We start from the raw sequence: 26,298 nt of genomic DNA, 5'->3' as shown, positions 1-26,298 counted from the left end.
CGTTTTACGCGACGTCGCGCGACGCTCGTAACGCCGGCAGCTCCCGGTCGGTGTCGGCGACCTGCGTCAGTTTCGCCGTGAAATGCGAGAGGGGCGGTGCGGTCATGACCTTCATGAGCACGCCCCGCGCGGCGAGCCCGAGCCGCGAATGCGGGTACGCGAGCTTGAGCATCCCGCGCGGAAAACCCTGGATCTCGTCGACCAGCGGCCGCATCCACGCATCGAACGAGGCGAGCGCCTCGTCGAGCCGGTCGCGGTCGGGGCGCCCCTCGACCTGCGAGAGGGAAGCCGCCAAAACGTACCCGCCGATGAGTGCCAAAGACGCCCCGCCCCCGCCCATCGGTGTCACGCACCACGCCGCGTCGCCGATGACGCACACGCGTCCGCGGTGCCATCCCGGCATCCGGATCTGCGTGAGTTCGTCGATGTACACGTCGTCGGAGGAATCGAAGCCGTCGAGCACACGCTCCGCCTGCCACCCGGCGTCGGCGTAACGCTCGCGCAGCACGCGCAGGGCTTCGTCGCGGTCGCGCCCGACCAGGTCGTCCTCGCCCGCGTACGACAGGATCGCGCGGATGGTGCCGTAGGGGTCGGGGCGCAGGTGCACCTGGCGTCCGCCGACCGCGTTGTACCAGCGCCACCGGTCGTCGTCGCCGTCGGCCCGGGGGATCGTTCCGAAGGCCATCGTGATGCCGAGGGGATCGGCATCCACCTCCGATTCCGCGAAGAGCAGGTCGCGCGTGGCTGAGCGCACGCCCTCGGCCACGATGAGGAGGTCGGCCTCGAGGCGCTCGCCGTCGGTCGTCACGGCGACGATCCGGTCGGCCCGCGACTCGTCGACCTCGGTCACGGTCGCGCCGTAGACGAAACGCACGCCCTTCGGGAGGGACTCGAGAACGGCGCGCGCGAAGTCTCCGCGCAACACTTCGAGTTCGGCCGTGGCACCGTCGGGCCCGTCCGAGGGAAGCTCGGCGATGACCTTGTCATCGGCGTCGACGATCACGGTGCCGGTCTCGGTGGTGTTCTTCGCGCGGATCGCGTCGGTCAGGCCCATGCGTTCGAGGACCTCGCGCGCGACCCCTCGCACGTCGACGTTCTGCCCGCCGTCGCGAAAGGCCGGGGCCCTCTCGATGACGGTGACGTCCCACCCGATCGTGCGCAGCCACCAGGCGGTGGACAGTCCGGCGATGCTGGCGCCGGTGATGAGGGCGTGCGGTGCGGTCATGGCGGTCTCCTCGGGGGTCGGTGCATATAGCTTTACGGCAAAGTCGCTTGACTGTAAAGTCATTGCATGACCTCCGTGAACGCGCTCTCCACGTCCTGGTCCGACGACGAGGTCGGGGTGATGCACGGTCTTCGCGACTGGGCGATGGCATCCGACGAACTCAATCGGCACCTGTCGACCTGGATGGGTCTTCCCGTCTCGGATGCCGAGGCGCTCGGCCAGATCGTGTGGGCCGCGCAATCCGGCAGCCCGGTGTCGCCCGCTCTGCTCGCACGACAGATGGGCATGACCTCGGGCGCGGTGTCGGTGCTCATCGACCGGCTCGAGCGCGCGGGGTACGTCACGCGCCACCGCGAAGGCGACGACCGCCGTCGCGTGGTCGTGCGCCCCACCGCCACCGCCCTCGAGGGGACCGAGCGCTTCCTCGGCTTCGCCGGCGCCGAGGTCGCCGCCGCCGTCCGCGAGACACCGGATGCCGAGCTGCGCGTGATCCGCGCCTTTCTCGAGCGCATGACGCAGGCGGCGTCGGCCGCGAACACCCGGCTTCGTGACGCACCCGCGTCGACCAGAATCGACGCGTGACCACCAGCCCGGGAACCCGGCGCCGCGGAACGGCGACCGCGCTCACGCGTTAGCGTCGGCTCACGCGGGCGTGCGCACCGCAGCGAACCTGTTGCGGCGACGCAGCGCGAAGCCCAGGCGCTCGTACGCGGCGATCGCGCCGAGGTTCGTCGCCGCGGCGTGCAGCAGCGCACGGTCGCCGCGTTGCTGGATGTGGAAGGCGACATCGAGCACGAGTCGTGAGGCGAGTCCCTGGCGGCGGTGGTCGGCGTCGACGGCGACGGCACTGATCTCGGACCATCCGGTGGGGTGCAGACGCTCGCCGGCCATCGCCACGAGACGCCCCTCACGACGGATGCCGATGTACCGGCCGAGCTCGTAGGTACGGGGTCGGAAGGGACCGGGCTGGTTGCGCGCGACGATGTCGATCATCTCGGCCGCGTCATCGGCGCTCAGCTCGATGGCCTCGTCGTCGGGGCGAGTCTGCAGGGCATCGGTCTCGACGAGCTGGACTCCCTCGCCGCCGCCGACCCACTGCCAGTCCGCGGGGATCTCGCCCTCGAAACCCGACAGGCCCACGTCGGCGCCGGGGCCGACGAGCTCGCGCAGCGCCTCCCACACGTTCGGGTCGTCCCACGTGCGCACGGCCACGAACGGGGCGACGTCTTCGGGGTAACGCTTGACCAGATCGCCGCCGATCGCGAAGCGCGCGTGCGGACCGGCGAGCGAATGCCAGGCGGCGTTGTCGAGCACGGTGGCGCCGGCGTGCGGAACGGGAAGCGGGAGGGCGGTGGTGGTGGTCATGGCATCCGTTCTGGGCGAGGTGCGGCGAGGCGCACTTAAGACAACAGCGGCGAGAGTCCCGCATTCCGCGGGGCTCAGCGCACCCCGGCCGTGGTGCGGGCCGCGAGGGCGGCGGCGACCGCCCCGGCGACTCGGTCGGTCTGGCGCAGCGACAGCGAATCGGAGCGCGGGCGGGTGAAAGCGCCGGCCTCCATCGACGAGGTGAAGGGCCCGATCGCGAACATCGCCGGGCGCGACCGCCCGTCGCGCGCGATCACGCGACCGTCGGCGTCGACGTCGATGCGCCCGAGCGAGCCGGTGAACGTCTCATCCGAGACGTGCACCTCGCGTCCGTGACGACTGGCCAGCTCGCGGAGTGCGGGGTTCTCGCTCGCCGACGCGGTCGCGGCGGGAAGCCACGCGTCGATGAGTCCTCGAGCGCTCACGTTGTCGCCGGTTCGCGGCGACGAGGCGACGAAACCCCGGTCGACGTCGACGTGCACCGCGACGTCGGGCCCGAGAAAACGGACGATCCCCGCGTCGGCCAGCGCGAGGAACTCGTGCAGACGGTGCGCGGGCGGACCCGAGGCGACGTAGCTGAAGAACGCGTGCCAGGTCACGGGCAGGTCGACGGCCCGGGAGCGCGCGCTCCACCGCTCGGTCGGGATGTCCGCCAGTGCCAGGAACGACGACAGGATCGTGAGGAACAGCGCCTGGGCCGTGCTGCGATCCTGGTTCGTGCGCAGGTGCAGGTCGTCGAGGATGTGCCGGCTCACCCGCTCGTGCACCTCGACGGCGTCGGCGAACGTCTCGTCTCCCAGCGGTACGTCGAGTGTGCGCACGTCGAAGCGGTCGAGAGGGTCGGGCACCACCGCGGCGGCGGCCCGGCGGAGGGCCGAGGTGTCGGCATCCACCTCTCGAAGGGTTTCGCGGAAGGCCTGCCACGTCGTCGTGACGCGCTCGGGGTGACCCGTGAAGAGTTCGCGGTAGTGGCCCCACACGAGCTCGCGCGCGATGAGCGGCCAGACGTCGTCGAGGAAATCGATCGTGCCGGGGCGCGCGAGCAGCGCGGCGACCGCCGCGGGGGTCAGCACCTCGCGCACGGGCGGGTCTCCCTGAAGCTGAGACGACACCTTCGAGCGGTAGGGCACGCCGCGTCGAGATCCGAGGTGCAGCCGCGGCTCGCGGCCCGAGGGCTCGTAGCGCAGCCTCCCGTCCGCACCGGTGACGAAGCGACCGCCCCGCCCCGCGGTGAGCAGCACCACGGCGTCGACGGCCGCCAGCCCCATCCCGCGGACGGTCACGTCGTCGCCGGGTGCGAAGACGCTCAGGTCGGCGTCGGCGGTGAAGGCCGGGGGAACGTAGGTCAGCCCGGTGCGGGCGGCGGCCTCGCGCAACGAGACCGCCTCGCCCTCGAGCTCGCGGGCGTTGTGCCCCATCGCGTACACGAGAACGTCGGCGGGCAGACGGATGCCGTCGGCGAGGGCGATCTCGTACCCGTCGGCCGTGTCGTCGACCCACTGCACGGTACCCTCGTGCCACCGCACCTCGACGCCCGGCGGGGCGATCGCCACCGTGCGACGCCAGAACCAGTCGAGGTACGCGCTCTGCAGGCGCCGCGTCGGGAAGGAGTCCGGACCCAGGCCCCGCAGCTCGGCATCCAGCTCGACATCGTCGATCGCGACGTCGGGGAGCGTGCCCGCGCGCACCCGCTCGGCCCACTCGATCAGCGAGGGCCCGGAACGGATCGGCCCCGAGATCGTGCAGGACTCGTCGGTGAAGACGGTGACGTCGCGCGCCATCGAATTGAGCTTCAGCAGCGGCGACTGCTCGCGTCGCCAGATGCGCCCCGCCCCCGGCGGGAACGGGTCGACGAGGGTGATGCGCAGCGGAAGCGGGGAGCGCCGGGCGAGCAGACGCTCGACGAGCATGACCGCCCGCGGGCCTGCCCCGACGATCACGAGCTCGGTCATCGCACCCCGGCGCTCACGGTGACCGGGGGCAGGCCCAGCAGGTCGTGCAGCGTGGCCCCCTCGTCGTAGGAGCGGCGGTACGACCCGCGTTCCTGCAGCAGCGGGACGACCTTCTCGGTGAACTCGTCGAGGCCGTGCGGGGTGACGTGCCCGACAATGGTGAACCCGTCGGTCGCGCGCTCCTGGACGTAGCGGTCGATCTCGGATGCCACGTGCTCCGGCGTCCCGACGAAGGTGTGCTTCGCGGTGAGGCGGATGACGAGCTCGCGGATGCTGAGGTTCTCGGCGGTGGCCTGCTCGCGCAGCTGCCCCACGCGAGCGCGGATCGCGGCGTGACGTCCGGCGAACCCCTGCGCTGTCTCGACCCCCGTGTCGGGCTCGAGGTCGGGCAGTGGTCCGTCGGCGTCGTACCCGCTGAGATCGCGATTCCAGATCTGCTCGAGATAGGTGATCGCGGTCTGGGGCCGCACCTGCGCGAGCGCGATCTCGCGCGAGCGTTCGCGGGCCTCGCCGGCGGTGTCGCCGAGGACGAAGGTGGCGGCGGGGAGGATCCTCAGCGAGTCCTCGTCGCGGCCGTGCGAGGCGAGGCGGCCCTTCACGTCGCGGTAGAACTGCTGCGCGTCGGCGAATTCCGTGTGCAGCGAGAAGATCACGTCGGCGTGGGTCGAGGCGAAGTCGCGGCCGTCGGGGGAGTCCCCGGCCTGCACGATGACGGGCCGCCCCTGGGGGGAGCGGGGGACGTCGAACACCGCGTCGACGTCGAACAGACGGGACTCGTGCCGCACCCGCGTGATGGCGTCGTCGCGCAGGAACTCACCCGTCTCGGCATCGGCCACGACCGCGTCGTCGCGCCACGACGACCACAGCGCCTTCGACAGTGCCGCGAACTCCGATGCCCGCACGTACCGGTCGGCGTGGTCGAGGTAGCCGCCGCGGCGGAAGTTCGCCCCGTGGAACGCGTCGGAGCTCGTCACGGCGTTCCATCCGGCCCGGCCGCCCGAGAGCTGATCGAGGGTGCCGAGCTGTCGCGCGAGCTCGAACGGCTCGTTGAACGTCGTGTTGAGCGTGCCGACCAGTCCGATGTGCTCGGTGACGGCGGCCAGCGCGGTGAGGATGGCGAGGGTGTTCGGGCGTCCCGCGACGTCGAGGTCGTGCAGCTGCCCGCGGTGCTCGCGCAGACGCAGGCCCTCGGCCAGGAAGAGGTAGTCGAAGAAGCCGCGCTCGGCCGTGCGGGCGAAGTGCTCGAACGACGAGAAGTCGATCTGGCTGCCCGCGCTCGGGTCCGTCCACACGGTGGTGTTGTTGACGCCCGGGAAGTGCGCGGCGAGATGGACCTGGCGGCGGGTCATGCGCCGACCTCCTGACGGGCGTAGCGGCTGGCGAGGCGGGGGAGCCCGACACGCTCGCGCAAGGTGGGTGAGCCGTCGTCGGGGAGCAGGATGCCGGCGGCCGCCGCCCGCGGCACGACCCGGTCGGCGATGGCGTCGAGGTCGACGGGCAGACGGGCGGGGCGCAGGCGGACGCCGTCGACTCCCGCCTCGGCGAGGGCGCGGATCTCGTCCACGACGTCATCCGCGGTGCCGACCACGACCCGCGCATCGGTGGTGAGCGGCGCGCGGTCCTGCAGGCGGCTCCACACGGCCTCGGCCCCGGCGCGCGTCTCGTCGACGAGCACGAGCAGGTCGGCGAAGACGCGCAGGTCGTCGCCCCCGTCGAGCTCGTCCAGGATGCCGCCGACGGCGCTCGCGTCGGAGGGAGTGACGAAGACGAGGTCGGCGTGCTCCGCGGCGAAGCGATAGGGGATCGTCTGGTGCGCGAGCGCCGTGATGAGCGGCTGACCCTGGGGAGACCGCGGCACGATCGACGCCCCGGTGATCGAGAAGAACTCGCCCTCGAACGCGACGTTGTGCACGCGTTCGCGGTCGAGGAATCTGCCCGACTCGAGGTCGCGCACGATCGCGTCGTCCTCCCACGAGTCGGCCAGACGCCGGATGACGTCGGCGACCTCGCCCGCCTCGCGGAAGGCGGCGAGCAGCGCGGGGTCGTCTTCGACGCGACCGGATGCAGGCAACCCGGTCGGTCCGTCGGCGCGGCGACCGAAGTTCTTCCGCTCCTGCGCCGTCGAACCCGCGACGAGCCGGACGCCCGCGCGGCCGCGGCTCACGTGGTCGAGGGTCTGCAGGCCCGTGGCGAGGTGGAAGGGCTCGGGATGGGTCGTCGTGGCGGTCGGCACGAGACCGATCCGCCGCGTGGCCGGGGCCAGGAACGACGCCAGCAGCACCGCGTCGAGGCGCCCGCGGACGCGGTCGCGGCGGGTCTCGGCATCCGGTTCGAACGACCGCCCGCCCAGGCTGAGCGCGTCTTCGATCGTCGCGAGGACAAGACCCGCGGCGTCGGCCGTGCGGGCGAGGTCGCGCCAGTAAAGCGCGGAGGTCAGCTCGGTGGGCCGGGCTCCGGGCTCTCGCCAGGCGGCCGGGTGCCAGCCGGCTCCGTCCAGGGCGACGGCGAGGTGGATGCGGTCGGGCATCGAGGCTCCTTCGGTCAGGCGACGTGCTGACGACTGTCGCCCGGGACCCAGGCGGGTCTCAATGCGTGACGTAACGCAACGTCTTGCGGCGTCACGAACCGACGAAAGGGGCGGAATCTAGCGCGCGCGCTCGGCGACCGCTCGACTATGACGCTCCGCAACGCAGGGTGTCGGACGGTGACGCCTCGCGACGGTCGGTGTCGCTCGAGATGAGCGCGCCGCCGCGCGCGCCTACGGTCGGCGTCATTCCTGTTCCCGATGAGAGAGGCCTCCCATGAGCGCACCCTCCGCCATCGCCCCGTTCACGGGGGTGCCCGCCCTTCTCGACGATCTGCGCCGCGAGGCGCCCGAGATCGAGGTGCGGGAATCGTCGTCCGAGACGGCCGTGTTCGCGTTCGACGCGGGGACCGCCCCGCGACGCGGCGGTCCGGCGCTCGACGGGCCGACGGTGGCCTTCCCCGCGACCGTGGGTGACGTGCAGCAGCTCGTGCGTCTCGCCGCCCGTCACGGCGTCAGCGTCGTGCCGCGTGGGGCGGGAACCGGCCTCTCGGGCGGGGCCACGGCGCAACCCGACCAGCTCGTCATCTCGACCGACCGGCTCGACCGCATCGTCGAGGTGTCGCCCGCCGACGAGGTCGCCGTCGTCGAACCCGGCGTGCTCAACGCCGCGCTCAACGAGCGCTTGGCGCCCCTGGGGCTCTTCTACGCCCCCGACCCCGCCAGCTGGCGCATCTCGACGATCGGCGGCAACATCGCCACCAACGCCGGGGGCCTGCGCTGCGCCAAGTACGGCGTCACGCGCGAATCGGTCCTCGCTCTCGACGTCGTGCTCGCCGACGGCAGCCTCGTGTCGGTGGGCCACCGCTCGATCAAGGGCGTGACGGGTCTCGACCTGGTCTCGCTGTTCGTCGGGTCGGAGGGCGTGCTCGGCATCGTGGTGGGCGCCACCGTGCGCATCCGCCCGCTCCCGGTTGCGCGGCGCACCCTGACGGCGTTCTTCGATTCCACCGACGCGGGGGCCGCGGCCATCGGGGCCATCACCGCCTCTCGCGTGCGCCCGAGCGTCATCGAGTTCCTCGACGAGATCACCCTCGACGGGATCGACGCGGCGCAGGGTTCGGGCCTGAGCGCCCGGGGCGCCGCCCTGCTGCTGATCGAACTCGACGGCTTCGGCATCGACGAGCAGACCGCTGAACTGACGACCGCGCTCGTCGCGGCAGGGGCGCGGGTCGAGGTCGAGAACGACGCGGATGCCGAGGTCCTCTGGGAACTGCGACGCTCGGGCCGACGTTTCGACGCGGGCTCGTGGTTCGCCGGTGGCGACGTCGCCGTGCCGAAATCGCGCATCGCGGAGTTGTTCGCGGGATTCCCCGCGATCGCCGCGCGGTTCGGGGTCTCGGTGAGCGCCGTCGCGCACGCCGGCGACGGAAACCTCCACCCGGTCATCTCGCTCCCCATCCCCGCCGGCGCGGACCCCGCCGTCGTCCCGCCCGCGGTCCACGATGCGTCCGACGCCGTCGTGCGCGCCGCTCTCGCCGTCGGGGGGACCGTGAGCGGCGAACACGGCATCGGCACAGTGAAACGCGCGCTCGCCGCCGAGGAACTCACCGTCCGTGTTCGCGAAGCCCAGCTCGCCGTGAAGAACGCGCTCGATCCGGCCGGGCTCTTCAACCCCGGCAAAGCCCTGTAGTCAGCCGCCACAGCCCGAGGATTTCCATGACCACTCGCCTCCGTCCTTTCCGGCGCCTTCTCGGCGTCGCCTCCGCCCTCACCGTCGGCGCCGTGCTGCTGAGCGGGTGCGGCGCCGCGTCGACCGCCGCTCCGGCCGCCGACGCCGAACCCCAGCCGGGTGGTGACCTCGTCTTCCTCATCGATTCGCTCGGCGCGACCTGGATTCCCAACAACAGCGCGATCTCGAGCTACCAGGGTCAGATCTGGGGCAACCTCACCGACAAGCTCGTCTACGTCGACGCCGAGGGGAACCTCAGCCCGTGGATCGCCGAGAGCTGGGACGAGAACGCCGACAAGACCGAGTTCACCCTGCACCTGAAGGAGGGCGTCACCTTCTCCGACGGCACGCCTCTGGATGCCGCCGCGGTCGTGGCGAACATCGACATCTGGGCGAAGGGACGACCCGATGACGGCATCAACCGCATCGGACTGTTCCCCTCGGCCAACTACGCCGGCGCCGAGGCGGTGGATGCCACGACGGTGAAGGTGTCGTTCTCGGCTCCCACCCTCAGCTTCATCCCGACGTTGGCGTACCACGGCTCGATCCTCATCTCGCCGGCCACTCTCGCTCTTCCCGCTGAGCAGCAGGCCGACCTCACGAAGGACATCGGCAGCGGTCCGTTCGTCGTCGAGAAGGTCGCCGAGGGCGACAGCGTCGTGCTGAAGAAGCGCGACGACTACGACTGGGGTCCCGAGGCCCTCGGCCACGAGGGCGCGGCCTACCTCGACACGATCACGTACAAGCAGGTCGCCGAGCCCACGCTCCGTACCGCTTCGGTGGAGTCGGGCCAGGCGCAGGTGGCGTACAACGCCAGTCCGCAGGACCTCGAGGCCCTGAAGCAGGAGGGGCTGACCGTCGAGACGCCCCGCTACCTCGGCTTCGTCAACGGCTACGCGCTGAACACGTCGGTGGCCCCCTTCGACGACCTCGCCGTGCGCCAGGCCGTGCAGCACGGCATCGACCGCGACGAGATCCTCTCGACCGTCTACACCCCCGACTGGCACGCGGCCGAGTCGCTGTTCCAGAGCACGGTGCCCGAGGCGACTGACCACAGCGCCGACTTCGCCTACGACCCCGACAAGGCCGCGGCGCTTCTCGACGAGGCCGGCTGGGCGAAGGGTGCCGACGGCGTCCGCACGAAGAACGGCCAGAAGCTGTCGTTCACGCTCTACCCGAACCCGTACCTGCAGGCTTCGCAGTCGGTCGACGAGCTCGTCGACCAGCAGCTGACGGCGCTCGGGTTCGAGGTGAACCTCGAGACCTACGACGTGCCGACGTACGGTCAGAAGGTGATCGGCAACGCGACGATCCCCGCGACCGAGATCACCCGCAGCTTCGTCGACGTCGGAACCGTCGCCGGCGTCCTCACCTCGCAGAAGAAGGGCGACGAAGACTGGTTCACGCTCGGTACCTCGGATGCCACGCTCAACGACCTGTCGACGCGCATCGCCACGGCCACCGACCGTGACGCCCGCGCGAAGGTCGCCGACGAGCTGCAGAGCTATGTGCTCGACCAGGGCTACTTCGTGCCGCTGACGCAGATCGTGCAGCGCGTCTACGTGCAGGCCCCCGACGTCAGCGGCGTGACCTACAACGGCCTCGCCTACGCGTACTACCTGGACGCCTGGCTCAACAGCTGACACCGGACGGGAGACGGATGCCGCGGCATCCGTCTCCTCGATCCGTTACACCGAGACGAGAGGAGGAGAGCATGTTCCGCACATACGGCCGATTCGTGCTGCGCCGCACGGGCCAGGCGCTCGTCGTCGTGCTGCTGGCGTACCTGTTCACGTTCTTCGTGATCAGCATCCTGCCCGGGGACCCGATCACGAGCACCTTGCGCAATCCCGACAACGGCTTCACCGAGGACGACATCGCCCGCATCGTGGCGTACTACGGCCTCGACCAGCCCTGGTGGGTGCAGCTCGGATCGTCGCTCGGACGCTTCGTGGTCGGCGACCTCGGTGTCTCGCTGCGATCGAACCTGCCCGTCAGCACTCTCGTGTTCGACGCGCTGGGGTCGACGCTGAGCCTCGCGGCCGTCGCGCTGCTGGTCGCCATCGTGCTCGCCGTCGCCATCGCGTACGGAACGCAGTTCCTGCCCGCGCGCTTCGGGCAGGGCGTGCTGCGGTCGCTGCCGTCGCTGTTCCTCTCCGTCCCGAACTTCGTGATCGGCCTGCTGCTGATCCACGTCTTCGCCTTCGGGCTCGGACTGTTCAGCATGATCGACACCGAGACGCCCTGGGGCACCTTCTTCGCGGCGGTGGCCCTCGGCATCCCCGTGTCGGCTCAGCTCGCCGAGGTGCTCATCGCCTCGCTCGATCACGAGTCACGGCAGGAGTACGTCGCCGTCGCGCGCTCGCGGGGACTCCGCCAGGCAGCGCTGTTCCTGCGTCACCTCGTGAAGCCCTCGGCGCTGCCGACGGTCACCGTTCTCGCACTCATCGTCGGAGAGCTCCTCGGCGGCGCGCTCATCACCGAAGCGATCTTCGGCCGCGTCGGCATCGGCACCCTGGTCGAGTCATCGGTGGCCAGTCAGGACCTCCCCGTGCTGCAGGCCGTGGTGTCGCTCGCCGCCATCGTCTTCGTCGTCGTCAACCTGCTCGCCGACCTCGCCTATCCGCTGCTCGACCCCCGCGTGTCCATCGGCTCGCGCGGGCGCGCGGTCACGGCGACCCCGCGCGAAGAGCCGGCGCCGCTGCTGCGGGAGGAGGTGAGCGTCGGATGACCGCCGCACTCGCCGCGCCGCCGCGCTCCATCGTCGCCCGGGCCCGCGGCATCCGCCTCGCCGTTCCGTTCGGCGTCATCGTGTCGTTTGTCGTCGTGGCGGTGGTGCTGGCGTTCTCTCTCGCGCCGACCCTGTTCACGTCGCAGAACCCGGCGCAGGGCGTGCCGGCCAACAAGCTGCAACCGCCCAGTGCCGCGCACCTGCTCGGCACCGATCACCTGGGCCGCGACCTCTTCGCGCGCATCGTGTTCGGTGCGCAGTCGTCGGTGACGAGCGCCCTCGTCGCCGTGGCGATCGGCGTGGTCGTGGGCGGGCTCATCGGCCTGCTCGCGGGGTTCCTGGGGTCGTGGACCGACACGGTGCTCGCCCGTCTCATCGACGTGCTGCTCGCCATCCCGGCGTTCCTGCTCGCCGTCGTCATCGTCAGCTCGCTCGGTTTCCAGACCATCAACGCCGCGATCGCCACCGGCGTCTCGGCCGTCGCCGTGTTCGCCCGGGTGATGCGCTCCGAGGTGCTGCGCGTGCGCTCGTCGGTGTTCGTCGAGGCGGCGCGGTTGCAGGGCGGGTCGAGCCTGCACGTGCTGTTCCGGCACGTGCTGCCCAACGCGTCGCGCTCGCTCGTGCCCCTCGCGGTCCTGCAGTTCGGGCTGTCGATCCTCGTCATCGCGGGGCTCGCCTTCCTGGGCTACGGCGATCCGCCCCCGGCATCCGATTGGGGTCTGCTCATCTCAGCCGGCAAGGACTACCCGCGTGCGCCGTGGCTCGTCGTGTGGCCGGCCCTGGTCACCGTGGCGACGGTGTTGTCGATCAACCGCATCAGCCGGTGGCTTCGGAGGACGTCATGACCCTCACTCTCCCCTCGCGCGAACAGACACGCGCCGAGGCCGCACCTCTCCTGAGGGTGCGGGACCTCTCGGTGGCCTACGGACGAACCCCCGTGGTGCACGACGTGTCGTTCTCGATCCCGCACGGCGGCAGCCTTGCCCTCATCGGCGAGTCGGGGTCGGGAAAGTCGACGATCGCGCGATCCGTGCTGCGGCTGCTGCCCCGCGCGACCGGGCGGGCGAGCGGACGCGTCGAGTTCGCCGGCGACGAGGTGCTCGGGCTGAGTGAGGCGCGGTTCCGCCCTCTCCGCGGCCGGCGCCTCGGCTTCGTGCCCCAGGACCCGTCGAACGCGCTCAACCCGGTGCGCACCATCGGCTCGCAGGCGCACGAGGCCGCCGCGTTGTCGGGAATCACGGATGCCGGCGCGCAGCGCGACGCGATCCTCGACGTCTTCGCCCGCGTGGGCCTTCCCGATCCGCGCCGGGTTTACGGCTCGTATCCGCATCAGCTCTCGGGCGGCATGCTGCAGCGCGTGCTCATCGGTCTCGCGGTGCTGCCGCGACCCGAGCTGCTCGTCGCCGACGAGCCGACGAGCGCCCTCGACGTCACGATCCAGAAGCGCATCCTCGACCTGCTCGGCGACCTGCGCGAGGAGCTCGGCATCGGCCTGCTGCTCATCACGCACGACCTGGCCATCGCGGCCGAGCGCACCGACGAGATCGTCGTGCTGAAGGACGGGCGGGTGCAGGAGGCCGGCGCCACACGCGAGGTCTTCGCGGCGCCGACCTCGCCGTACACGGTGCAGCTGCAGGCCGACGCACCCGCGCTGAACCCCGACCGCTACCGGCGCGCTGACGAGCGCGGTGTCGACGCGTGGACCACCGACACCACCGCGACCCGCATCGAGGTGCGCGAGGTGTCGAAGAGCTTCGTGGTCGACGGGTCCGAGCGCGCGGCGGTGTCGGCGGTGTCGTTCCGCGTGCCGCCGGGCACCACCCACGCGCTCGTGGGGGAGTCGGGCTCGGGGAAGACCACGACGGTGCGGCTACTACTCGGACTCGAGACCCCCGACACGGGCGACATCGTCGTCGACGGCAAGCCCGCGACCGGACGCACCGAGGCGGAGCTCCGCGGCATCCGTCGTCACCTGCAGCTCGTGTACCAGAACCCCTTCACCTCGCTCGATCCCACCTGGACCGTGGGGCGGATCGTGCGCGAGCCGCTCGACCAGTACCGGGTCGGCACGCGCGCCGAGCGATTGGCGAAAGTCACCGAGGCCCTGGACGCCGTGGGTCTGTCTCCGCAGCTCACCCGCCGTCGCCCCGACGCGCTGTCGGGCGGTCAGCGGCAGCGCGTCGCGATCGCCCGCGCCCTGGTGCTCGAACCCGACGTCATCGTGCTCGACGAGCCGACCTCGGCGCTCGACGTGACGGTGCAGGCGGGGGTGTTCGACGTGCTCCGCCGACTGCAGCGCGAACGCGGGCTGACCTACCTCTTCGTCTCGCACGACCTCGCGCTCGTGCGGCAGATCGCCGACACCGTCTCGGTGCTCAAAGACGGACGGGTCGTGGAGGCCGGGCGGGTGGCCGACGTGCTCTCGCACCCGCGCGAGCAGTACACACGGGCCCTCGTCGACGCGATCCCCACCCCCGACCCCCGGAGTCCCTCATGACCCTGCTCTTCCCGCCCCGCTCGCGTCCCGCGCTCATCGAGGCGTTCACCGACCCGAAGGGCTTCGGCGATCAGACCCTGCGGGATCGCCGGCCCGATGCGATCGAGTTGCTCGGCGGCATCCCCGATCCCTCCGTCCTGCCGACCGCGGAGCTCGCCGAGGCGACGGCCCGCGTACTCGCCCGACCGGGGGCGCCGTCACTGCAGTACTCGCGTACCGAGGGCATCCCGGCGCTGCGCGAGTGGATCGCCGCGCGCGAGGGCGTCGCCGTCGAGCGCGTGCTCATCACCAACGGCGGGTTCCACGGCCTCGCGATCGCCGTGCAGACGGTGCTCGAGCGCGGCGACCTCGTGGCGGTCGACAACCCCGTGTTCCCGCTGTTCCTGCGCGGGCTCGAGCTCGCGGATGCCCGCGTTCTGCCCATCCGCGTCGGGGCCGAGGGGCTCGACATCGACGCCCTCGCCGCCGAGCTGCGCGCCGGCGCCCGCCCGGCCGCGGTGTATACGGTTCCCGAGTTCCACAACCCCTCGCAGTCGTCGCTGCCGACCGCTCGGCGTCGCGAGCTCGTGGAACTGGCCGAGAAGTACGGCTTCGTCGTCTTCGCCGACGACCCGTATCGCGAACTGCGCTTCCACGGCGAGCCCGAGTCGCTCGCACCGTTCCACGACTCCGACCACGTCATCCACGTCAACACCTTCACGAAGACGCTGGGCCCGGGCCTGCGGCTCGGCTGGATCGTTCTTCCGGAGCGCCTGATCCCGGATGCCGTGGCCCTCCGCAGCCGCCAGGACTCGCACTCGTCGACCTTCGTGCAGGCCGTCGTGGCCGAGCTGCTGACCGGCGACGTGGGCGTCTTCGACCGGGTTCTCGGCGGTGCTCGAGCCCTGTACCGGGCGCGGGCGCACGCTCTGGCCGAGGCGCTCTCGGCATCGGGCTCCTTCGACGTCACCGTGCCGGACGGCGGCCTGTTCCTGTGGCCGCGCCTGACCGACGACTCCCTGGACGCCGACCGGCTCGCCGCCGCCGCGAGCGCCGAGGGGGTCGAGTACCAGCGCGGGTCGTTCTTCCCCTCGGGGCCGGGAACGGACGCCGACCGGCACCTGCGGCTGGCCTACGGCGACACGTCCGAGGAACTGTTGGTGGAGGCGGCGGCGCGGCTGGCGCGGGCCGTAGCGCGGCAGCGCTGACGCGCCGCGTCGCCCTCGTGCTGGCGTTGAGCGTCCAAGACACCCGGACGTCTCGAGAATTCGTCCGGGTTTCTTGGACACTCAACGTGCCGCGCGGACGGCGGTGCGTCCGGGGCGTCAGGCTGACGGCTGCCACCCCAGCAGCGGCCCGAGGCGCCCCGCGATGTCCTCGAGGATCTGCACGTAGTCGTCGGGCTCGAAGGCGAAGGGCAGCGCGAAGGCCACCTCGTCGACCCGCGGGAACGACCGCGACGACAGCAGCCGGTCGGCGATCTGCTCGGACGTGCCCACGAGATCCTCGGCGAACAGCAGCCCTTTCGGACCCTGGGGGATGCCGACGCGCCCGCGCCGCGACTCGGCGTACGCCTCGTACCGACGGCGTTGTTCGGGTGTGGCGGTGTCGGTCGGCACGACGACGAGACCCTGTGACACCCGGGCGGTCTCGCCGTCGGGGTGCGTCTCGCGGTAGAGCTGGATCTGCGCGTCCTGCTCGACATCGAAGTCGGTCGAGTGCACCGACTGGATCACGCTGCTGGTGAGCAGGTGGAAGCCGTTCTCGGCCGCCCAGGTCGTCGAGGTCGGGCTGCCGGCGCCGTACCAGAGCCGGTCCGAGAGACCGGGGGAGTGGGGCTCGACGCGCTCCGAGTACTCCTCGATCCCCTCGGTGCCCGAGAACGGGCTGACCCGCTCGCCGGCGAGGAAGCGGCGTAGGCGTGAGAGGCGCTCGTATCCGAAGTCCTCGGCGTCGGCGGTGTCGGGGTACAGCGCCGGCGCGATCTCGTCGAAGCGGCGGGGCGGCCCCACCGAGAAGCCGGGCTCGAGGCGCCCGCCGGTCAGCACGTCGACGGTGGCGAGGTCTTCGGCGAGGCGCAGCGGGTTCTCCCACCCGAGCGGGATGACAGCGGTACCCAGGCGGATGCGGCTCGTGCGCTGGGATGCCGCGGCGAGCACCGCCACGGGCGAGGAGATGCCGTACTGCAGGTGCCGGTCGCGCAGCCACGCGCTGTCGAACCCGAGGCGCTCGCCGCGCTCGATGATCGACAGCGTGGTCTCGTGCCCGGCGCGCGGGTTCTCGCGATCGAAGAGGCCGATGGTGAGGAAGCCGAGGGAGCGGAGAGCGCGGGTCACCCCGCCACGCTAACGGCGCCGGCGACCGATCGAGGCCGCATCGTCACGGTCCGTCATCGCCGGGCCGAGCGGGCACAGGAGGGGATCGAATGCCGCCGCTCGAGGTGGCATCCGTCATCGAATCGGCGGCTGAACCCCTTCGCTCGCGCGCCCGTTCCTGCGAACCCGAGGCGTGTTCGTGGCTGATGTGCCAGGCTCCGCGCCTTTCGGGCACGCGACCGGCGTCAGCGAAGCGAGGCGGCGGAGGAGCGAGGGCGCGCCCCCGACGAGTCCACGGAGTCCCGATTGGCCGCTCCGCCGCGCGTCCGTGGGCGGTCAGAATCGGACCCATGCTGCCCTCCCGAGACCCTCACGATCGTCCGGCCGAACTCGCCGTCCTCGCAGACGCCGACCGTCGCGCCCAGGACTACGTCGCGGCCATCGGCTCACGACCGGTCTACCCGTCGGTTCATGCGCGGGAGGCGCTCAGCGGATTCGATGAGGAGTTGTCCGCGGCCGGTCACGATGAGCGCTCGACCATCGCCCTGCTCGATGAACTCGGCTCGGCAGCCGCCGTCGAGTCGAACGGGGCGCGCTACTTCGGTTTCGTCGTCGGCGCGACGCTCCCCGTCGCGGCGGCGGCCGATCGCCTGGTCCTGGCGTGGGACAACACGGCATCCACTCCGCTCGGCTCGCCCGCGACCAGCGCGATCGAAGCGATCGCCGCTCGCTGGGTCGTCGAGGTGCTCGATCTGCCGCGCGACAGCGCTGTCGGGTTCTCCACTAGCGCGGGCGCCGGGACGGTCGCGATCCTCGCCACCGCTCGGCAGCACGTGCTGGCACAGCTCGGGTGGGACGTCGCGCGTCGCGGGCTGACCGGTGCACCCCCGGTGCGGGTCGTCGCGAGCGAGCTCGCGCACGTCGTCGTGCGCAAGGCTCTGCGCGTCCTCGGTTTCGGCTCGGACCTCGTCGAGTGGGTTCGCACCGACGAGTACGGACGCATCGACCCCGACGCCCTCCCCGCGGTCGACGCGAGCACGATCGTGATCCTGCAGGCCGGTGAGGTCAACACGGGCGAGTTCGACCCGTTCGAACCGATCATGCAGAAGGTGCGGGCGAGCGCCGGGTGGATCCACGTCGACGGAGCGTTCGGTCTGTGGGCGCGTGCCTCGCGTCTTCGACCGCTCACCGACGGCATCGACCGGGCCGATTCGTGGACCGTCGACGGGCACAAATGGTTGAACACGCCCTACGACAGCGCCGTCAGCATCGTGCGGAACCGCGACGCGGCGAACGCGGCTCTGCACTCCGATGCGACATATGCCCCGTCGACCGATGACGCGCAGAAGAACCTGACCCTGGAGTTCTCGCGACGGGCACGCGGTATCCCGATCTGGGCGGCACTGCGCACGCTGGGTCGCGACGGCGTGGCCGAACTCGTCGAGAACTCGACCGCGACGGCCACGCGGATCGCCGACGGTCTCCGCGGGGCCGGCTACACGGTGCTCAATCGCGTCGTGCTGAACCAGGTGCTGGCACGAGCCGGGTCCGCCGAGGAGACGGCGCGCATCGTGGCCGCCGCCCAAGCCAGCGGCCACACGTGGTTCGGCGCGACCGTCTGGCGGGGGGAACCGGCGTTCCGCATCTCGGTGTCGTCGTGGCGGACGCGCGCGGAGGACGCGGACGCTCTCGTCGAACTGCTGGCGGGACTCGCGCGAGCCTGAACGGGCGCTTGTGGTGCGCTCATCTGGTGGGGAGCGCAGCTACGCTCGCGTACGATCCCCTTCGTGATCGCGCGTGAAATCGGTTCGGGTCGCCCCCTCGTCGCTTTGCACGGATTCGGTGTGGACCACCGGATCATGCTGCCGCTCGCCGAGTGGATCGGAGACGCGCCGTGGCGCTTGGTGCTGCTCGACCTGCCCTGGGCGGAGTCGGCAGCGCGGGGAGCGACGGTGTCGAGTACCCGGGAGGTGGCGCACGGCGTCCTCGCCGAGATCGACGATCATCTGGGCGATGAGCCCTTCGCTGTCATCGGCAACTCCTACGGGGCGATGCTCGCCCGCCACGTCGCGCACGAACGTCGTCCGCGTGTGCGGGGCCTGGCCACCCTGGCGGGCGTATTCCGCCCGGCGCATCACGAGCGGAGCGTCCCCGAACGCACCGTGGTCCACGTCGAGTCGCCGGTCCTCGACGCTGCGGGCGACGCTCGCGAGGCCTTCGAAGAGATCAGCGTCATTCAGGATGCCGCGTCGTTCGCCGCCTTCCAGCGGTACGTCCTGCCGGGTCTGCGCGGGGCCGACACCACGGTCATGGACCGCATCGCCGCCGACTACGCAATCGATGGCGTGCCGGAGGAGCGGTATCCCGAACCGTTCACCGCGCCGACCCTGCACGTGTTCGGCCGTCAGGACGACGTCGTCGGGTACGAGGACGGTCTCGCCCTGCGGGAGCACTACCCGCGCGGGAGCTTCGTCGTGCTCGACGGGGCCGGTCACAACGTGCACCTCGAACAGCCCGACGTCACAGGGGCGCTCTTCCGCGAGTGGCTCGCCCGCATGGATCGCTGAGCGGCGCATGCCCCGTATTACCCGACGTTTCCGCCTGCTCTCGGCACGCGTGTGACCCCGGCGATACTGGCGTCATGACGGCGGCGCACCCCACGTGGACGATCGAACGCGTCGACTGGCACGACGAGCGCGCCGTCGCTCTGCGCACAGCGATGGACGAAGAGATCGGCCCCCGCTACGCCCCGGTCTTCGCCGCCTTCGACGACGAGACGCAGGCGATCTTGGCGGAGGACTTCGCGGTTGATCCGGCGACGATCGTCGACGTGATCCTCGTGCACGATGCCGCCGGGGAGCCGGTGGGGCACGCGGCCCTGCGCGCGCTCGGGACCGATCTCGAGGTCAAGCGCGTCTTCGTCGATCGGCGTGCCCGCGGGCGGGGCGCCAGCCGAGCGCTCATGTCGGAGCTCGAGCGTCTCGCCCTCGCGCATGGGGCGTCGCGACTGATCCTGCAGACCGGCGATCGTCAGCCCGAGGCCATCGCGCTGTACGAGCGCATCGGTTACCGCGCGATCGAGACCTTCCCGCCCTACGTCCGCTTCCCCGCGTCGCGCTGCTTCGCGAAGTCGCTCCCCTCGTGAGCGTCTCGCCTTTCGCCGGCTGACCGTGCTGACCGTGCTGACCGGCGGCAGCGCGGCTTCGCCGGCCCGCCCCGCCGACTCGGCTCCCGCCCTGCTCGCGCGGCATTCACGCGGTGACGGCCGACCCGTGTCGTCTACGACAGCAGACCGAGGGATGCCACGCTCCGCGGCATCCCTCCTCTGACGGGACCGACTCAGCGGGTGCTTCGGTGGCGTGCCAGGAACGCGAGGATGCGCCGGGCGACCTCGGGCGCCGCCGTGAACTGCACGAGGTGGCGGTGACCGGGGACGATGTCGACCGTGCCGTCGGCGGCGAGGGTGCCCAAGCGCTGCGCCCACGACTGTTGCGCGATCGGGTCGTCGGCGCCGCGCACGACGAGCAGGGGTGCCGTGAGGAGGGGAATCCGGTCCTCGATCGGGTAGCCCAGCATGTGCCGCGCCTGGCGGGCGCACCAGACGGGGCCGCAGCGCAGGTAGTCGGTGCAGACGAGGGCGTTTGGCCGGGGCGGCTCGAGGACGGAGTCGCGGGTCAGCAGCAGGGCCTGGACCAGGGCGTTGCGCCTCCGATCGTCGGTGACGGGCCCGATCGCGACGACCGCACGCGCGAGCTCGGGACGCTGCACCCCCAGCTCCACGACCCACTGCGCGCCCATCGAGTGGCCCACGAGCACCGCGGACCCGACGCCGAGATCGTCGAGCACGCGGCCCAGCGCCCTCGCGACGTCGGCGATGTCGGCGGCCCGTCGCGGTTTGGGCAGCCCGCCGAAGCCCGGTAGATCGATGGTGTGCACCTCGGCATCCCGCGCCAGTTCGTCGTGAAGGCGGGTCAGGTAGCGGTGCGACATTCCGATGCCGTGGATGAGCACGAAGACCGGGCGTCCTTCGCGGCGGCTGGAGAACGACCGGAACGCGAGCCCGTGCACCGCATGGTCGCGAACTGATTTCCCCGTCACGGATGCGACCGTATGCCCGCCGCGACGAGGGCGGGTGAGGCTTGCGCGCCCCCGTTTCGATCGGATCCCCCCGAGCGACCGGCGCGCCCCGCGCCGTTAGAGGTCGAAGCCGAACGCCCGCAGATCGAGGAACCGGCCCGGTTCCACCTCGACCGGGTGCTCGCGCTCGGTGAGGCGGCGGAAGCCGAGCTTCAGGTAGAGCGCGTGCGCGCCGAGCATCTCGGGGCCGCTGTTCATGACCACGCGGTGCGCCCCTCTCTCTCGAGCGAGCCCGATCACGTGCCGGGTGAGCGCCTCTCCGACGCCGCGCCCGCGCGCCGAGGGGGCGACCGCGAGCTGACGGAAATCGAGCTCGCCCTCCTCGGCGAGCTCGGAGAGGCGCTCGCCGGGGCGCGGCGTCCACACCGTGCCGGCGATCTCCTCGCCGTCGAGCGCAACCCAGACCTCGCCCAGCGCGACGCGCCCGTCGACGTCGGCGAGCGACGAGAGGTAGCTGTCGGTGAGCCCGTCGTAGCTCTGCCGGTACGCCTCCGCGGTGACGCGGCCGGCCTCGGTGTGCTCGTGCGGGGCGACGAGCCGGATGGTCAGTGACGAGACGGGCGAGGTGGTCATGGCATCCATTCCATCAGGCGTGCGAGGGGCCCGGTCTCGGAAGACCGGGCCCCCAGAGGATTCAGGACTTCGGGAGTCCCGGGGGGTTGATCTGTGAGGTCTCGATGCCCTCGGATGTGAGGTTCCACGCCTTCAGCACCTCGGCGTACGTACCGTTCGCGATCAGGTCGTTCAGCACGATCTGCACGGGCTCGACGAGTCCGTTGCCCTTCTTGGTGCCGGCGGCGATGTCGGCCTGCAGCGGGTAGCCGCCCGGGACGACGCCCACGATCTTGGTCTCACCCGTGTCGCGCGCTGCCCACGCGGCCGTGGCGTTCGGGCCGAAGGTCGCGTCGACGCGACCCGACAGCAGGGCGAGCGTCGCGGCGGCGGTGTCGTCGTAGTACTGCAGATCGGCGGGAGCTTTGCCTGCCGCGACGAGCTCTTCGTTCCAGTTCAGCAGCACCTTCTCTTGGTTGGTGCCCGAGCCGACCACGATCTTCAGGCCCGAGATGTCGTCGGCGGTCTCGATCTTCGCGATCGAGCTGTCGGCGCGGACGGCGAAGCCCAACAAATCCTGGCGGTAGCTGGCGAAGTCGTACAGCTCTTTCCGCTCCTCGGTCACCGTGACGTTGGCGGTGATGAGGTCGTACTTTCCCGACTGGATGCCGAGCGGCCAATCCGCCCACGCCACCACGACGGGGTTGTACTCGAGGCCGAGACCCTCGGCGATGAGCGAGCCGATGTTGGGCTCGGTGCCCGAGGGCAGCGTCTCGCCCTCGGGCACGTAGCTCAGCGGCGGCACGAACGCGCCGACGGCGACCGTCAGCTTGCCGGGTTCGATAGGTGTGAACCCGCTCGCCTTGAGCGCGGCGACGGCCTCGGGAACGGCGTCGGTGTGCACCCACTCCGCCGGGGCGTTCGAGGCGGATGCCGAGGGCTCGGGTGCCGCGATCGCGTCGGCCGGGCGGGTGAGGCCGATGCTGACGCCGACGCCGACGACGGCGACGACCGCTGCGGCGATCACGCCGATCGCGATGCCCTGCTTCTTACTGAGTGCCATGCTGTGTCTCCTGTGGTGGTGCGGGATGGATGTCGCGGCGGCGGTGTCGGCGCCGCGGTTTCGGGTACGGGTGGGAGCGGGCCCCCGCGTGGCGAGGCCCGAGAGGGGTCGGGTCAGCCGAGCACCTTCGCGAGGAACTCCCGCGTGCGCGGATGCTGCGGCCGGGTGAGGACGTCGGCCGGCGTCCCCTGCTCGACGATGCGTCCCTGGTCGAGGAAGACCACCCGGTCGGCGACCTCGCGGGCGAAGCCGATCTCGTGCGTGACGATCACGAGGGTCGTGCCGAGCTTCGCGAGGTCGCGGATGACGTCGAGCACCTCGCCCACGAGCTCGGGGTCGAGAGCGCTCGTCGGTTCATCGAACAGGAGCACCTTGGGCTGCAGGGCGAGGGCGCGGGCGATCGCGACGCGCTGCTGCTGCCCCCCGGACAGCTGACGGGGATAGGCGTCGGCCTTCTCGGCCAGGCCCACCCGTTCGAGCAGGCCGAAAGCGAGCTCGCGCGCCTCGCCTCTGCCCTGGCGCTTGAGTGCGAGAGGTGCCTCGGTGATGTTCTCGAGGGCGGTGAGGTGCGGGAAGAGGTGGAAGTTCTGGAAGACGATGCCCACCTGCGTGCGACGCTGGAGGATCTCGCGCTCGCGCAGCTCGTGCAGTTTGCCGTGACGCAGCTCGTAACCGATGAACTCGCCGTCGACCGTGACCGAGCCGGCATCCACCGTCTCGAGATGGTTGATGGTGCGCAGCAGCGTCGACTTTCCCGAACCGCTCGGGCCGAGCAGGGCCACGACCTCTCCGGGCTGCACGGTCAGGTCGATGCCCTTCAGCACCTCGACCCCGTGGAAGCTCTTGTGCACGTTGTGCACCTCGACGAGCCCGCTCGTCGCCGTGACCGCGGTCATGCCCGAGCTCCCTTCGCGGCGGTGGGTGTCTCGGCATCCGTTCCCCCCGGTGGAGCGGGGGAGTCACCGAGGCGCGCCCACTGCGTGCGCACCCAGGTGCGGGCGCGCTGCACGGGAGTCGGCGGCAGCGCCCGAGCGGACCCGCGGGCGTAGTACCGCTCGATGTAGTACTGCGCGATGCTCAGGATCGTCGTGATCAGCGTGTACCAGACGACCGCGACGAGCAGCAGCGGGATCACGCGGCTGTTGCGGTTGTAGATGACCTGCACCGCGTAGAACAGCTCGGGGATCGCGATGACGAACACGACCGACGCGCCCTTGACCAGGCCGATGATCTCGTTCGTCGCGTTGGGCACGATCGAGCGCATGGCCTGCGGCAGGATGATCCGGAACAGACGACGGGATGCCGGGATGCCGAGCGCCGCAGCCGCCTCGTGCTGACCGGGGTCGACCGAGACGAGGCCGCCGCGGATGATCTCGGCCGAATACGCCGCCTGGTGCAGGCCGAGTCCGAGGATCGCGGCGGCGAAGGCGCTGACCAGCTGGACCGTCGGGAACTCCACGATCCAGAAATCGGTCGTGAACGGGGTGCCCAGGCCCAGGGTCGGGTACAGGTACCCCAGGTTGTACCAGACGATGATCTGCACGACGAGGGGCACCGACCGGAAGAACCAGATGTAGCCCCACGCCACCCCGCTCAGCAGCGGAGACGCCGACAGCCGGCCGAGGGCCAGCAGCGTGCCCAGTGAGAAGCCGACGACGGCCGAGATCGCCGTGAGCGACAGCGTGTAGCCGATGCCGATCAGCACGGGCTCCGAGAAGAAGTACTGCGCGAAGGTGCCCCAGAGGTAGCGGTCGTTGGTGACGAGACTCCACGCGAACTGCGCCACGACGAACAGCAGCAGGCCGCTGAGGATCCAACGCCACCAGTGGCGGGTGGGGACGACGGCGATGGTGCCGAGGTCGACCTTGTCGTGGGCTGTCGTGGGCGCGGTGTCTCGCGCGGCGGTGGGACCGGTGGTCGGGCGGTCGGCGGGGGCCGGCGCGGTGGTGGTCATGGCGTGCTCCTGGGCTTCCGGATCGGCGGGATGCCGGTGGGTGACCGAAACGCTATGACGGCCCGTGCGCACCGCCGAGCGGGCGTTTCACACGTCGAAACGCCCCGCCACGGGCCGAAACCCGGGGGCATGCGGGGTAACACGCTGGACGCGCGACGGCTCGGGGCGTTACCGTCGCCGGTTTGGCGGCGGGCTGCCGTGCCCAATTCCGGAGAAGTGGCGCGCTGAGGCGACTTTCGGGGCGGATGCCGGCGTGCTCGCGTGGATTCTCGGGAGTTACGCACGCGACCTGCGCGCGACTCGAGCACCGGGGAGCCGCCACGGCGGCGTGCTGAACTCCGGAGAAGTGGCGCGCTGCGGCGGCTTTCGGCTCCGGAACGAGCCTTTCCGCCCGGATTCTCAGGAGTTCGGCACGCCCGCCCGCCGCTACGCGTCGCGCAGGATCCGCGCCGTCACCCGCGTCCCGAAGAACAGTGCCTCGACCGGCACGCACTCGTCGGCCGTGTGGAACTGCCCGAACACGTCGAAGTCGGCGGGAACCCGCAGCGGCACGAAGCCATAGCCCCGGATGCCGAGACGACTGAGGTGCTTGTTGTCGGTGCTGGCGGGAAGCAGGTACGGCACGACGGTGCCGTCGGGGTCTTCGGCGGTCACGGCATCCTGCAGCACGTCGATCAGCCGCCCCTCTGCCGGAGCCTCGATCGCCGGGATGTCGCGCGTCCACGTGACCTCGATGTCGTCGCCGACGACAGCCGCGAGCTGCTCCCGCACTGCATCGGCCTGCCCCGGCACGATGCGGACGTCGAGTGCCGCGCTCGCCGAGGCGGGGATGACGTTGATCTTGCCCCCGGCCGCGAGCACGGTCGGCGAGACCGTGTTGCGCGCTCCCGCGTCGATGACGGATGCCGAGAACCCCAGGCGCGACAGGTCGTCGTCGTCGAGGGGCTCGCCGCTGGCGCGTCCGTAGACCTCGAGGAAGCGCTCGAGCGTCGCGGTCCGCGCGACCGGGAAGCGGTGCTCGCCGATCGCCGCGACGGCCCGGGCGACGCGCACCACGGCGTTGTCGGCGGTGGGTCGAGAGCCGTGGGCCGCAGCCCCACGCGCGGTCAGGGTGGCGACCGTCACGCCTTTTTCGGCGGTCGCGACGAGATAGGCGCGGCGGTCATCGGGCAGCGGGATCGAGAAGCCGCCCACCTCGCTCAGCGCCTCGGTCGCGCCCTCGAAGAGCTCGGGGCGGTTCTCGACGATCCACCGTGCGCCCCACACGCCTCCGGCCTCCTCGTCGGCGAAGAACGCGAAGATGAGGTCGCGCCGCGGAACGACGCCGTCGCGCCGGAACGCGCGCGCGATCGCGAGCAGCATCCCCGCGAAGTCCTTCATGTCGACCGCCCCGCGGCCGTACAGGATGCCGTCGTGGATCTCGGCCCCGAACGGCGGGTACGTCCAGTCCTCGGCGTCGACCGGCACGACGTCGAGGTGGGCATGGGCGACGAGGGCTCCGGCATCCGGATCCGAACCGGGCAACCGTGCGATGACGCTCGCCCGACCCGGCCGGGGTTCGACCAGGACCGTCTCGTACCCGACCTCGTCGAGACGCTTCTTCACGTAGAGCGCGGCGCGCGTCTCGCCGTCACCGATCGTGGCCGCGTCGCCCGTGTTGACGCTGTCGATGCGGATGAGCGCGCGGATGTGCTCGAGCGCCTCGGTCTCGAGCGGGCCCGGGTCTGGCGGTTCGTGCCCGTCGGGCTGGGGCGAGGGCGCGTCGGCCACGGGGTCAGTGCTGGTGCGGGCGGGCGTCGTCGGCGAGCTTGAACGCCAGGCGTCCGTGCGCGTAGCCACCGCCCGCGCGGATGGCGGTCGCGACCCAGGCGGCCTCGGCGAGCTCGGCCTCGGTGGCGCCGGCCTTCACGGCGTTCTGCGAGTGACCGTCGATGCAGTACACGCACTGGGTCGTGATACCGACGGCCAGGGCGATGAGCTCGCGGTACTTCAGCGGGATCGCGCGGCCCTCGGGCGCGAACACGGCCTGATCGAACGCGGCGAACGCGGCGAGGATGTCGGGCGTCTCGGCCTTGTAGACCTTGGTGTACGTCTTGTCAGCGGTGCGATCGAAGTATTCGGACATGGGGCCTCCCGGCGGCGTGAGCGGTGCGGATATGTCGCATCCACGGTGCCACGCGGGGCCGCCCCGACCGGCGGTCGTGCGTCATACGGTGACACACCGGTGAGATCAGGGCTGCGGTTTCGGCCAGGTGAGGTCGTACCAGCGCAG

The 26,298-nt window shown here is 71.2% G+C and carries 23 protein-coding genes; 10 read left to right on the top strand and 13 right to left on the bottom strand.

Going from position 1 to position 26,298, the window contains the following annotated elements:
• Nucleotides 1-4: 4 nt before the first annotated feature.
• On the bottom strand, nucleotides 5-1,225 hold the full coding sequence (locus MTE01_RS16390; protein ID WP_141378404.1) for an FAD-dependent oxidoreductase: 1,221 nt from the start codon (nucleotides 1,223-1,225) through the stop codon (nucleotides 5-7).
• Nucleotides 1,226-1,291: 66 nt separating this feature from the next.
• On the opposite strand from MTE01_RS16390, the gene MTE01_RS16385 reads away from it, so the two are divergent.
• Complete coding sequence (locus MTE01_RS16385; RefSeq protein WP_116238836.1) at nucleotides 1,292-1,807, top strand: MarR family winged helix-turn-helix transcriptional regulator; 516 nt, start codon at nucleotides 1,292-1,294, stop codon at nucleotides 1,805-1,807.
• A 60-nt stretch (nucleotides 1,808-1,867) separates the two neighbouring features.
• On the opposite strand, the gene MTE01_RS16380 is transcribed toward MTE01_RS16385, so the two are convergent.
• The 4 genes from MTE01_RS16380 to MTE01_RS16365 all read right to left on the bottom strand — a co-directional run bounded on the left by MTE01_RS16380 (nucleotide 1,868) and on the right by MTE01_RS16365 (nucleotide 7,069).
• Nucleotides 1,868-2,590: a GNAT family N-acetyltransferase gene (locus MTE01_RS16380; RefSeq protein ID WP_141378403.1), complete on the bottom strand. Its 723-nt coding sequence runs from the start codon at nucleotides 2,588-2,590 to the stop codon at nucleotides 1,868-1,870.
• A 74-nt stretch (nucleotides 2,591-2,664) separates the two neighbouring features.
• Nucleotides 2,665-4,542 carry an FAD/NAD(P)-binding protein gene (locus MTE01_RS16375; protein ID WP_141378402.1) on the bottom strand — a complete coding sequence of 626 codons (1,878 nt, stop codon included), beginning with the start codon at nucleotides 4,540-4,542 and terminating at the stop codon, nucleotides 2,665-2,667.
• Complete coding sequence (locus MTE01_RS16370; protein ID WP_141378401.1) at nucleotides 4,539-5,891, bottom strand: NtaA/DmoA family FMN-dependent monooxygenase; 1,353 nt, start codon at nucleotides 5,889-5,891, stop codon at nucleotides 4,539-4,541. The genes MTE01_RS16375 and MTE01_RS16370 overlap by 4 nt, the downstream gene beginning before the upstream one ends.
• Nucleotides 5,888-7,069, bottom strand: a complete 1,182-nt coding sequence (locus MTE01_RS16365) for an LLM class flavin-dependent oxidoreductase (protein ID WP_141378400.1) — start codon at nucleotides 7,067-7,069, stop codon at nucleotides 5,888-5,890. The genes MTE01_RS16370 and MTE01_RS16365 overlap by 4 nt, the downstream gene beginning before the upstream one ends.
• A 274-nt stretch (nucleotides 7,070-7,343) precedes the next feature.
• Between MTE01_RS16365 and MTE01_RS16360 the strand changes: the two genes are divergently transcribed.
• The 6 genes from MTE01_RS16360 to MTE01_RS16335 all read left to right on the top strand — a co-directional run bounded on the left by MTE01_RS16360 (nucleotide 7,344) and on the right by MTE01_RS16335 (nucleotide 15,213).
• Nucleotides 7,344-8,759, top strand: a complete 1,416-nt coding sequence (locus MTE01_RS16360; RefSeq protein WP_141378399.1) for an FAD-binding oxidoreductase — start codon at nucleotides 7,344-7,346, stop codon at nucleotides 8,757-8,759.
• A 26-nt stretch (nucleotides 8,760-8,785) separates the two neighbouring features.
• Nucleotides 8,786-10,441: an ABC transporter substrate-binding protein gene (locus MTE01_RS16355; protein ID WP_116238831.1), complete on the top strand. Its 1,656-nt coding sequence runs from the start codon at nucleotides 8,786-8,788 to the stop codon at nucleotides 10,439-10,441.
• Between the two features lie 71 nt (nucleotides 10,442-10,512).
• Nucleotides 10,513-11,529 carry an ABC transporter permease gene (locus MTE01_RS16350; RefSeq protein WP_116238830.1) on the top strand — a complete coding sequence of 339 codons (1,017 nt, stop codon included), beginning with the start codon at nucleotides 10,513-10,515 and terminating at the stop codon, nucleotides 11,527-11,529.
• Entirely contained in the window at nucleotides 11,526-12,374 is an 849-nt protein-coding gene (locus MTE01_RS16345; protein WP_141378398.1) for an ABC transporter permease, read from the top strand. Before MTE01_RS16350 ends, MTE01_RS16345 begins: the two co-directional genes overlap by 4 nt.
• The gene (locus tag MTE01_RS16340; protein ID WP_141378397.1) at nucleotides 12,371-14,026 is read left to right on the top strand and encodes a dipeptide ABC transporter ATP-binding protein; all 1,656 of its coding nucleotides are present in this window, start codon (nucleotides 12,371-12,373) and stop codon (nucleotides 14,024-14,026) included. The genes MTE01_RS16345 and MTE01_RS16340 overlap by 4 nt, the downstream gene beginning before the upstream one ends.
• Entirely contained in the window at nucleotides 14,023-15,213 is a 1,191-nt protein-coding gene (locus MTE01_RS16335; protein WP_141378396.1) for an aminotransferase-like domain-containing protein, read from the top strand. Before MTE01_RS16340 ends, MTE01_RS16335 begins: the two co-directional genes overlap by 4 nt.
• 117 nt (nucleotides 15,214-15,330) lie before the next feature.
• Here the strand turns inward: MTE01_RS16335 and MTE01_RS16330 are convergent, their stop codons facing one another.
• Nucleotides 15,331-16,341, bottom strand: coding sequence for an LLM class flavin-dependent oxidoreductase (locus tag MTE01_RS16330; protein ID WP_141378395.1), 1,011 nt, complete (start codon nucleotides 16,339-16,341; stop codon nucleotides 15,331-15,333).
• Nucleotides 16,342-16,670: 329 nt separating this feature from the next.
• Here MTE01_RS16330 and MTE01_RS16325 point away from each other — a divergent pair, with 329 nt between their 5' ends.
• The 3 genes from MTE01_RS16325 (at nucleotide 16,671) to MTE01_RS16315 (ending at nucleotide 19,465) form a co-directional block, all read left to right on the top strand.
• Nucleotides 16,671-18,044: a pyridoxal phosphate-dependent decarboxylase family protein gene (locus MTE01_RS16325; protein WP_103207023.1), complete on the top strand. Its 1,374-nt coding sequence runs from the start codon at nucleotides 16,671-16,673 to the stop codon at nucleotides 18,042-18,044.
• 63 nt (nucleotides 18,045-18,107) lie between these two features.
• Entirely contained in the window at nucleotides 18,108-18,887 is a 780-nt protein-coding gene (locus MTE01_RS16320; RefSeq protein WP_141378394.1) for an alpha/beta fold hydrolase, read from the top strand.
• Between the two features lie 74 nt (nucleotides 18,888-18,961).
• Nucleotides 18,962-19,465: a GNAT family N-acetyltransferase gene (locus tag MTE01_RS16315; RefSeq protein ID WP_141378393.1), complete on the top strand. Its 504-nt coding sequence runs from the start codon at nucleotides 18,962-18,964 to the stop codon at nucleotides 19,463-19,465.
• A 194-nt stretch (nucleotides 19,466-19,659) separates the two neighbouring features.
• Here the strand turns inward: MTE01_RS16315 and MTE01_RS16310 are convergent, their stop codons facing one another.
• From MTE01_RS16310 to MTE01_RS16280, 7 genes are all read right to left on the bottom strand, one after another.
• On the bottom strand, nucleotides 19,660-20,418 hold the full coding sequence (locus MTE01_RS16310; RefSeq protein ID WP_246078344.1) for an alpha/beta fold hydrolase: 759 nt from the start codon (nucleotides 20,416-20,418) through the stop codon (nucleotides 19,660-19,662).
• Between the two features lie 96 nt (nucleotides 20,419-20,514).
• Nucleotides 20,515-21,030: a GNAT family N-acetyltransferase gene (locus MTE01_RS16305; RefSeq protein WP_141378392.1), complete on the bottom strand. Its 516-nt coding sequence runs from the start codon at nucleotides 21,028-21,030 to the stop codon at nucleotides 20,515-20,517.
• A gap of 61 nt (nucleotides 21,031-21,091) precedes the next feature.
• Nucleotides 21,092-22,072: an ABC transporter substrate-binding protein gene (locus MTE01_RS16300; protein ID WP_141378391.1), complete on the bottom strand. Its 981-nt coding sequence runs from the start codon at nucleotides 22,070-22,072 to the stop codon at nucleotides 21,092-21,094.
• A 113-nt stretch (nucleotides 22,073-22,185) separates the two neighbouring features.
• Nucleotides 22,186-22,968 (bottom strand): amino acid ABC transporter ATP-binding protein, encoded by a 783-nt coding sequence (locus tag MTE01_RS16295; RefSeq protein ID WP_141378390.1) that lies wholly within the window; start codon nucleotides 22,966-22,968, stop codon nucleotides 22,186-22,188.
• Complete coding sequence (locus tag MTE01_RS16290) at nucleotides 22,965-24,026, bottom strand: amino acid ABC transporter permease (RefSeq protein ID WP_141378389.1); 1,062 nt, start codon at nucleotides 24,024-24,026, stop codon at nucleotides 22,965-22,967. The genes MTE01_RS16295 and MTE01_RS16290 overlap by 4 nt, the downstream gene beginning before the upstream one ends.
• Before the next feature lie 426 nt (nucleotides 24,027-24,452).
• Nucleotides 24,453-25,796: a M20/M25/M40 family metallo-hydrolase gene (locus MTE01_RS16285; RefSeq protein ID WP_141378388.1), complete on the bottom strand. Its 1,344-nt coding sequence runs from the start codon at nucleotides 25,794-25,796 to the stop codon at nucleotides 24,453-24,455.
• A 4-nt stretch (nucleotides 25,797-25,800) separates the two neighbouring features.
• Nucleotides 25,801-26,151, bottom strand: a complete 351-nt coding sequence (locus MTE01_RS16280) for a carboxymuconolactone decarboxylase family protein (RefSeq protein WP_055959812.1) — start codon at nucleotides 26,149-26,151, stop codon at nucleotides 25,801-25,803.
• Nucleotides 26,152-26,298 lie beyond the last annotated feature (147 nt).

Origin of the sequence: Microbacterium testaceum, assembly GCF_006539145.1 — a bacterium.
GTDB classification, from domain to species: Bacteria; Actinomycetota; Actinomycetes; order Actinomycetales; family Microbacteriaceae; genus Microbacterium; species Microbacterium testaceum.
This window is presented reverse-complemented; position numbering and strand designations above follow the sequence as displayed.

Excerpts from the sequence above, each read along its gene's own strand:
- MTE01_RS16380 (WP_141378403.1), bottom strand. The coding sequence starts at position 2,590 with ATGACCACCACCACCGCCCTCCCGCTTCCCGTTCCGCACGCCGGCGCC.
- MTE01_RS16305 (WP_141378392.1), bottom strand. The coding sequence starts at position 21,030 with ATGACCACCTCGCCCGTCTCGTCACTGACCATCCGGCTCGTCGCCCCG.
- MTE01_RS16340 (WP_141378397.1), top strand. The coding sequence starts at position 12,371 with ATGACCCTCACTCTCCCCTCGCGCGAACAGACACGCGCCGAGGCCGCA.
- MTE01_RS16325 (WP_103207023.1), top strand. The coding sequence starts at position 16,671 with ATGCTGCCCTCCCGAGACCCTCACGATCGTCCGGCCGAACTCGCCGTC.
- MTE01_RS16290 (WP_141378389.1), bottom strand. The coding sequence starts at position 24,026 with ATGACCACCACCGCGCCGGCCCCCGCCGACCGCCCGACCACCGGTCCC.
- MTE01_RS16360 (WP_141378399.1), top strand. The coding sequence starts at position 7,344 with ATGAGCGCACCCTCCGCCATCGCCCCGTTCACGGGGGTGCCCGCCCTT.
- MTE01_RS16365 (WP_141378400.1), bottom strand. The coding sequence starts at position 7,069 with ATGCCCGACCGCATCCACCTCGCCGTCGCCCTGGACGGAGCCGGCTGG.
- MTE01_RS16390 (WP_141378404.1), bottom strand. The coding sequence starts at position 1,225 with ATGACCGCACCGCACGCCCTCATCACCGGCGCCAGCATCGCCGGACTG.
- MTE01_RS16295 (WP_141378390.1), bottom strand. The coding sequence starts at position 22,968 with ATGACCGCGGTCACGGCGACGAGCGGGCTCGTCGAGGTGCACAACGTG.
- MTE01_RS16355 (WP_116238831.1), top strand. The coding sequence starts at position 8,786 with ATGACCACTCGCCTCCGTCCTTTCCGGCGCCTTCTCGGCGTCGCCTCC.
- MTE01_RS16370 (WP_141378401.1), bottom strand. The coding sequence starts at position 5,891 with ATGACCCGCCGCCAGGTCCATCTCGCCGCGCACTTCCCGGGCGTCAAC.
- MTE01_RS16350 (WP_116238830.1), top strand. The coding sequence starts at position 10,513 with ATGTTCCGCACATACGGCCGATTCGTGCTGCGCCGCACGGGCCAGGCG.
- MTE01_RS16345 (WP_141378398.1), top strand. The coding sequence starts at position 11,526 with ATGACCGCCGCACTCGCCGCGCCGCCGCGCTCCATCGTCGCCCGGGCC.
- MTE01_RS16385 (WP_116238836.1), top strand. The coding sequence starts at position 1,292 with ATGACCTCCGTGAACGCGCTCTCCACGTCCTGGTCCGACGACGAGGTC.
- MTE01_RS16375 (WP_141378402.1), bottom strand. The coding sequence starts at position 4,542 with ATGACCGAGCTCGTGATCGTCGGGGCAGGCCCGCGGGCGGTCATGCTC.
- MTE01_RS16335 (WP_141378396.1), top strand. The coding sequence starts at position 14,023 with ATGACCCTGCTCTTCCCGCCCCGCTCGCGTCCCGCGCTCATCGAGGCG.
- MTE01_RS16315 (WP_141378393.1), top strand. The coding sequence starts at position 18,962 with ATGACGGCGGCGCACCCCACGTGGACGATCGAACGCGTCGACTGGCAC.
- MTE01_RS16300 (WP_141378391.1), bottom strand. The coding sequence starts at position 22,072 with ATGGCACTCAGTAAGAAGCAGGGCATCGCGATCGGCGTGATCGCCGCA.
- MTE01_RS16280 (WP_055959812.1), bottom strand. The coding sequence starts at position 26,151 with ATGTCCGAATACTTCGATCGCACCGCTGACAAGACGTACACCAAGGTC.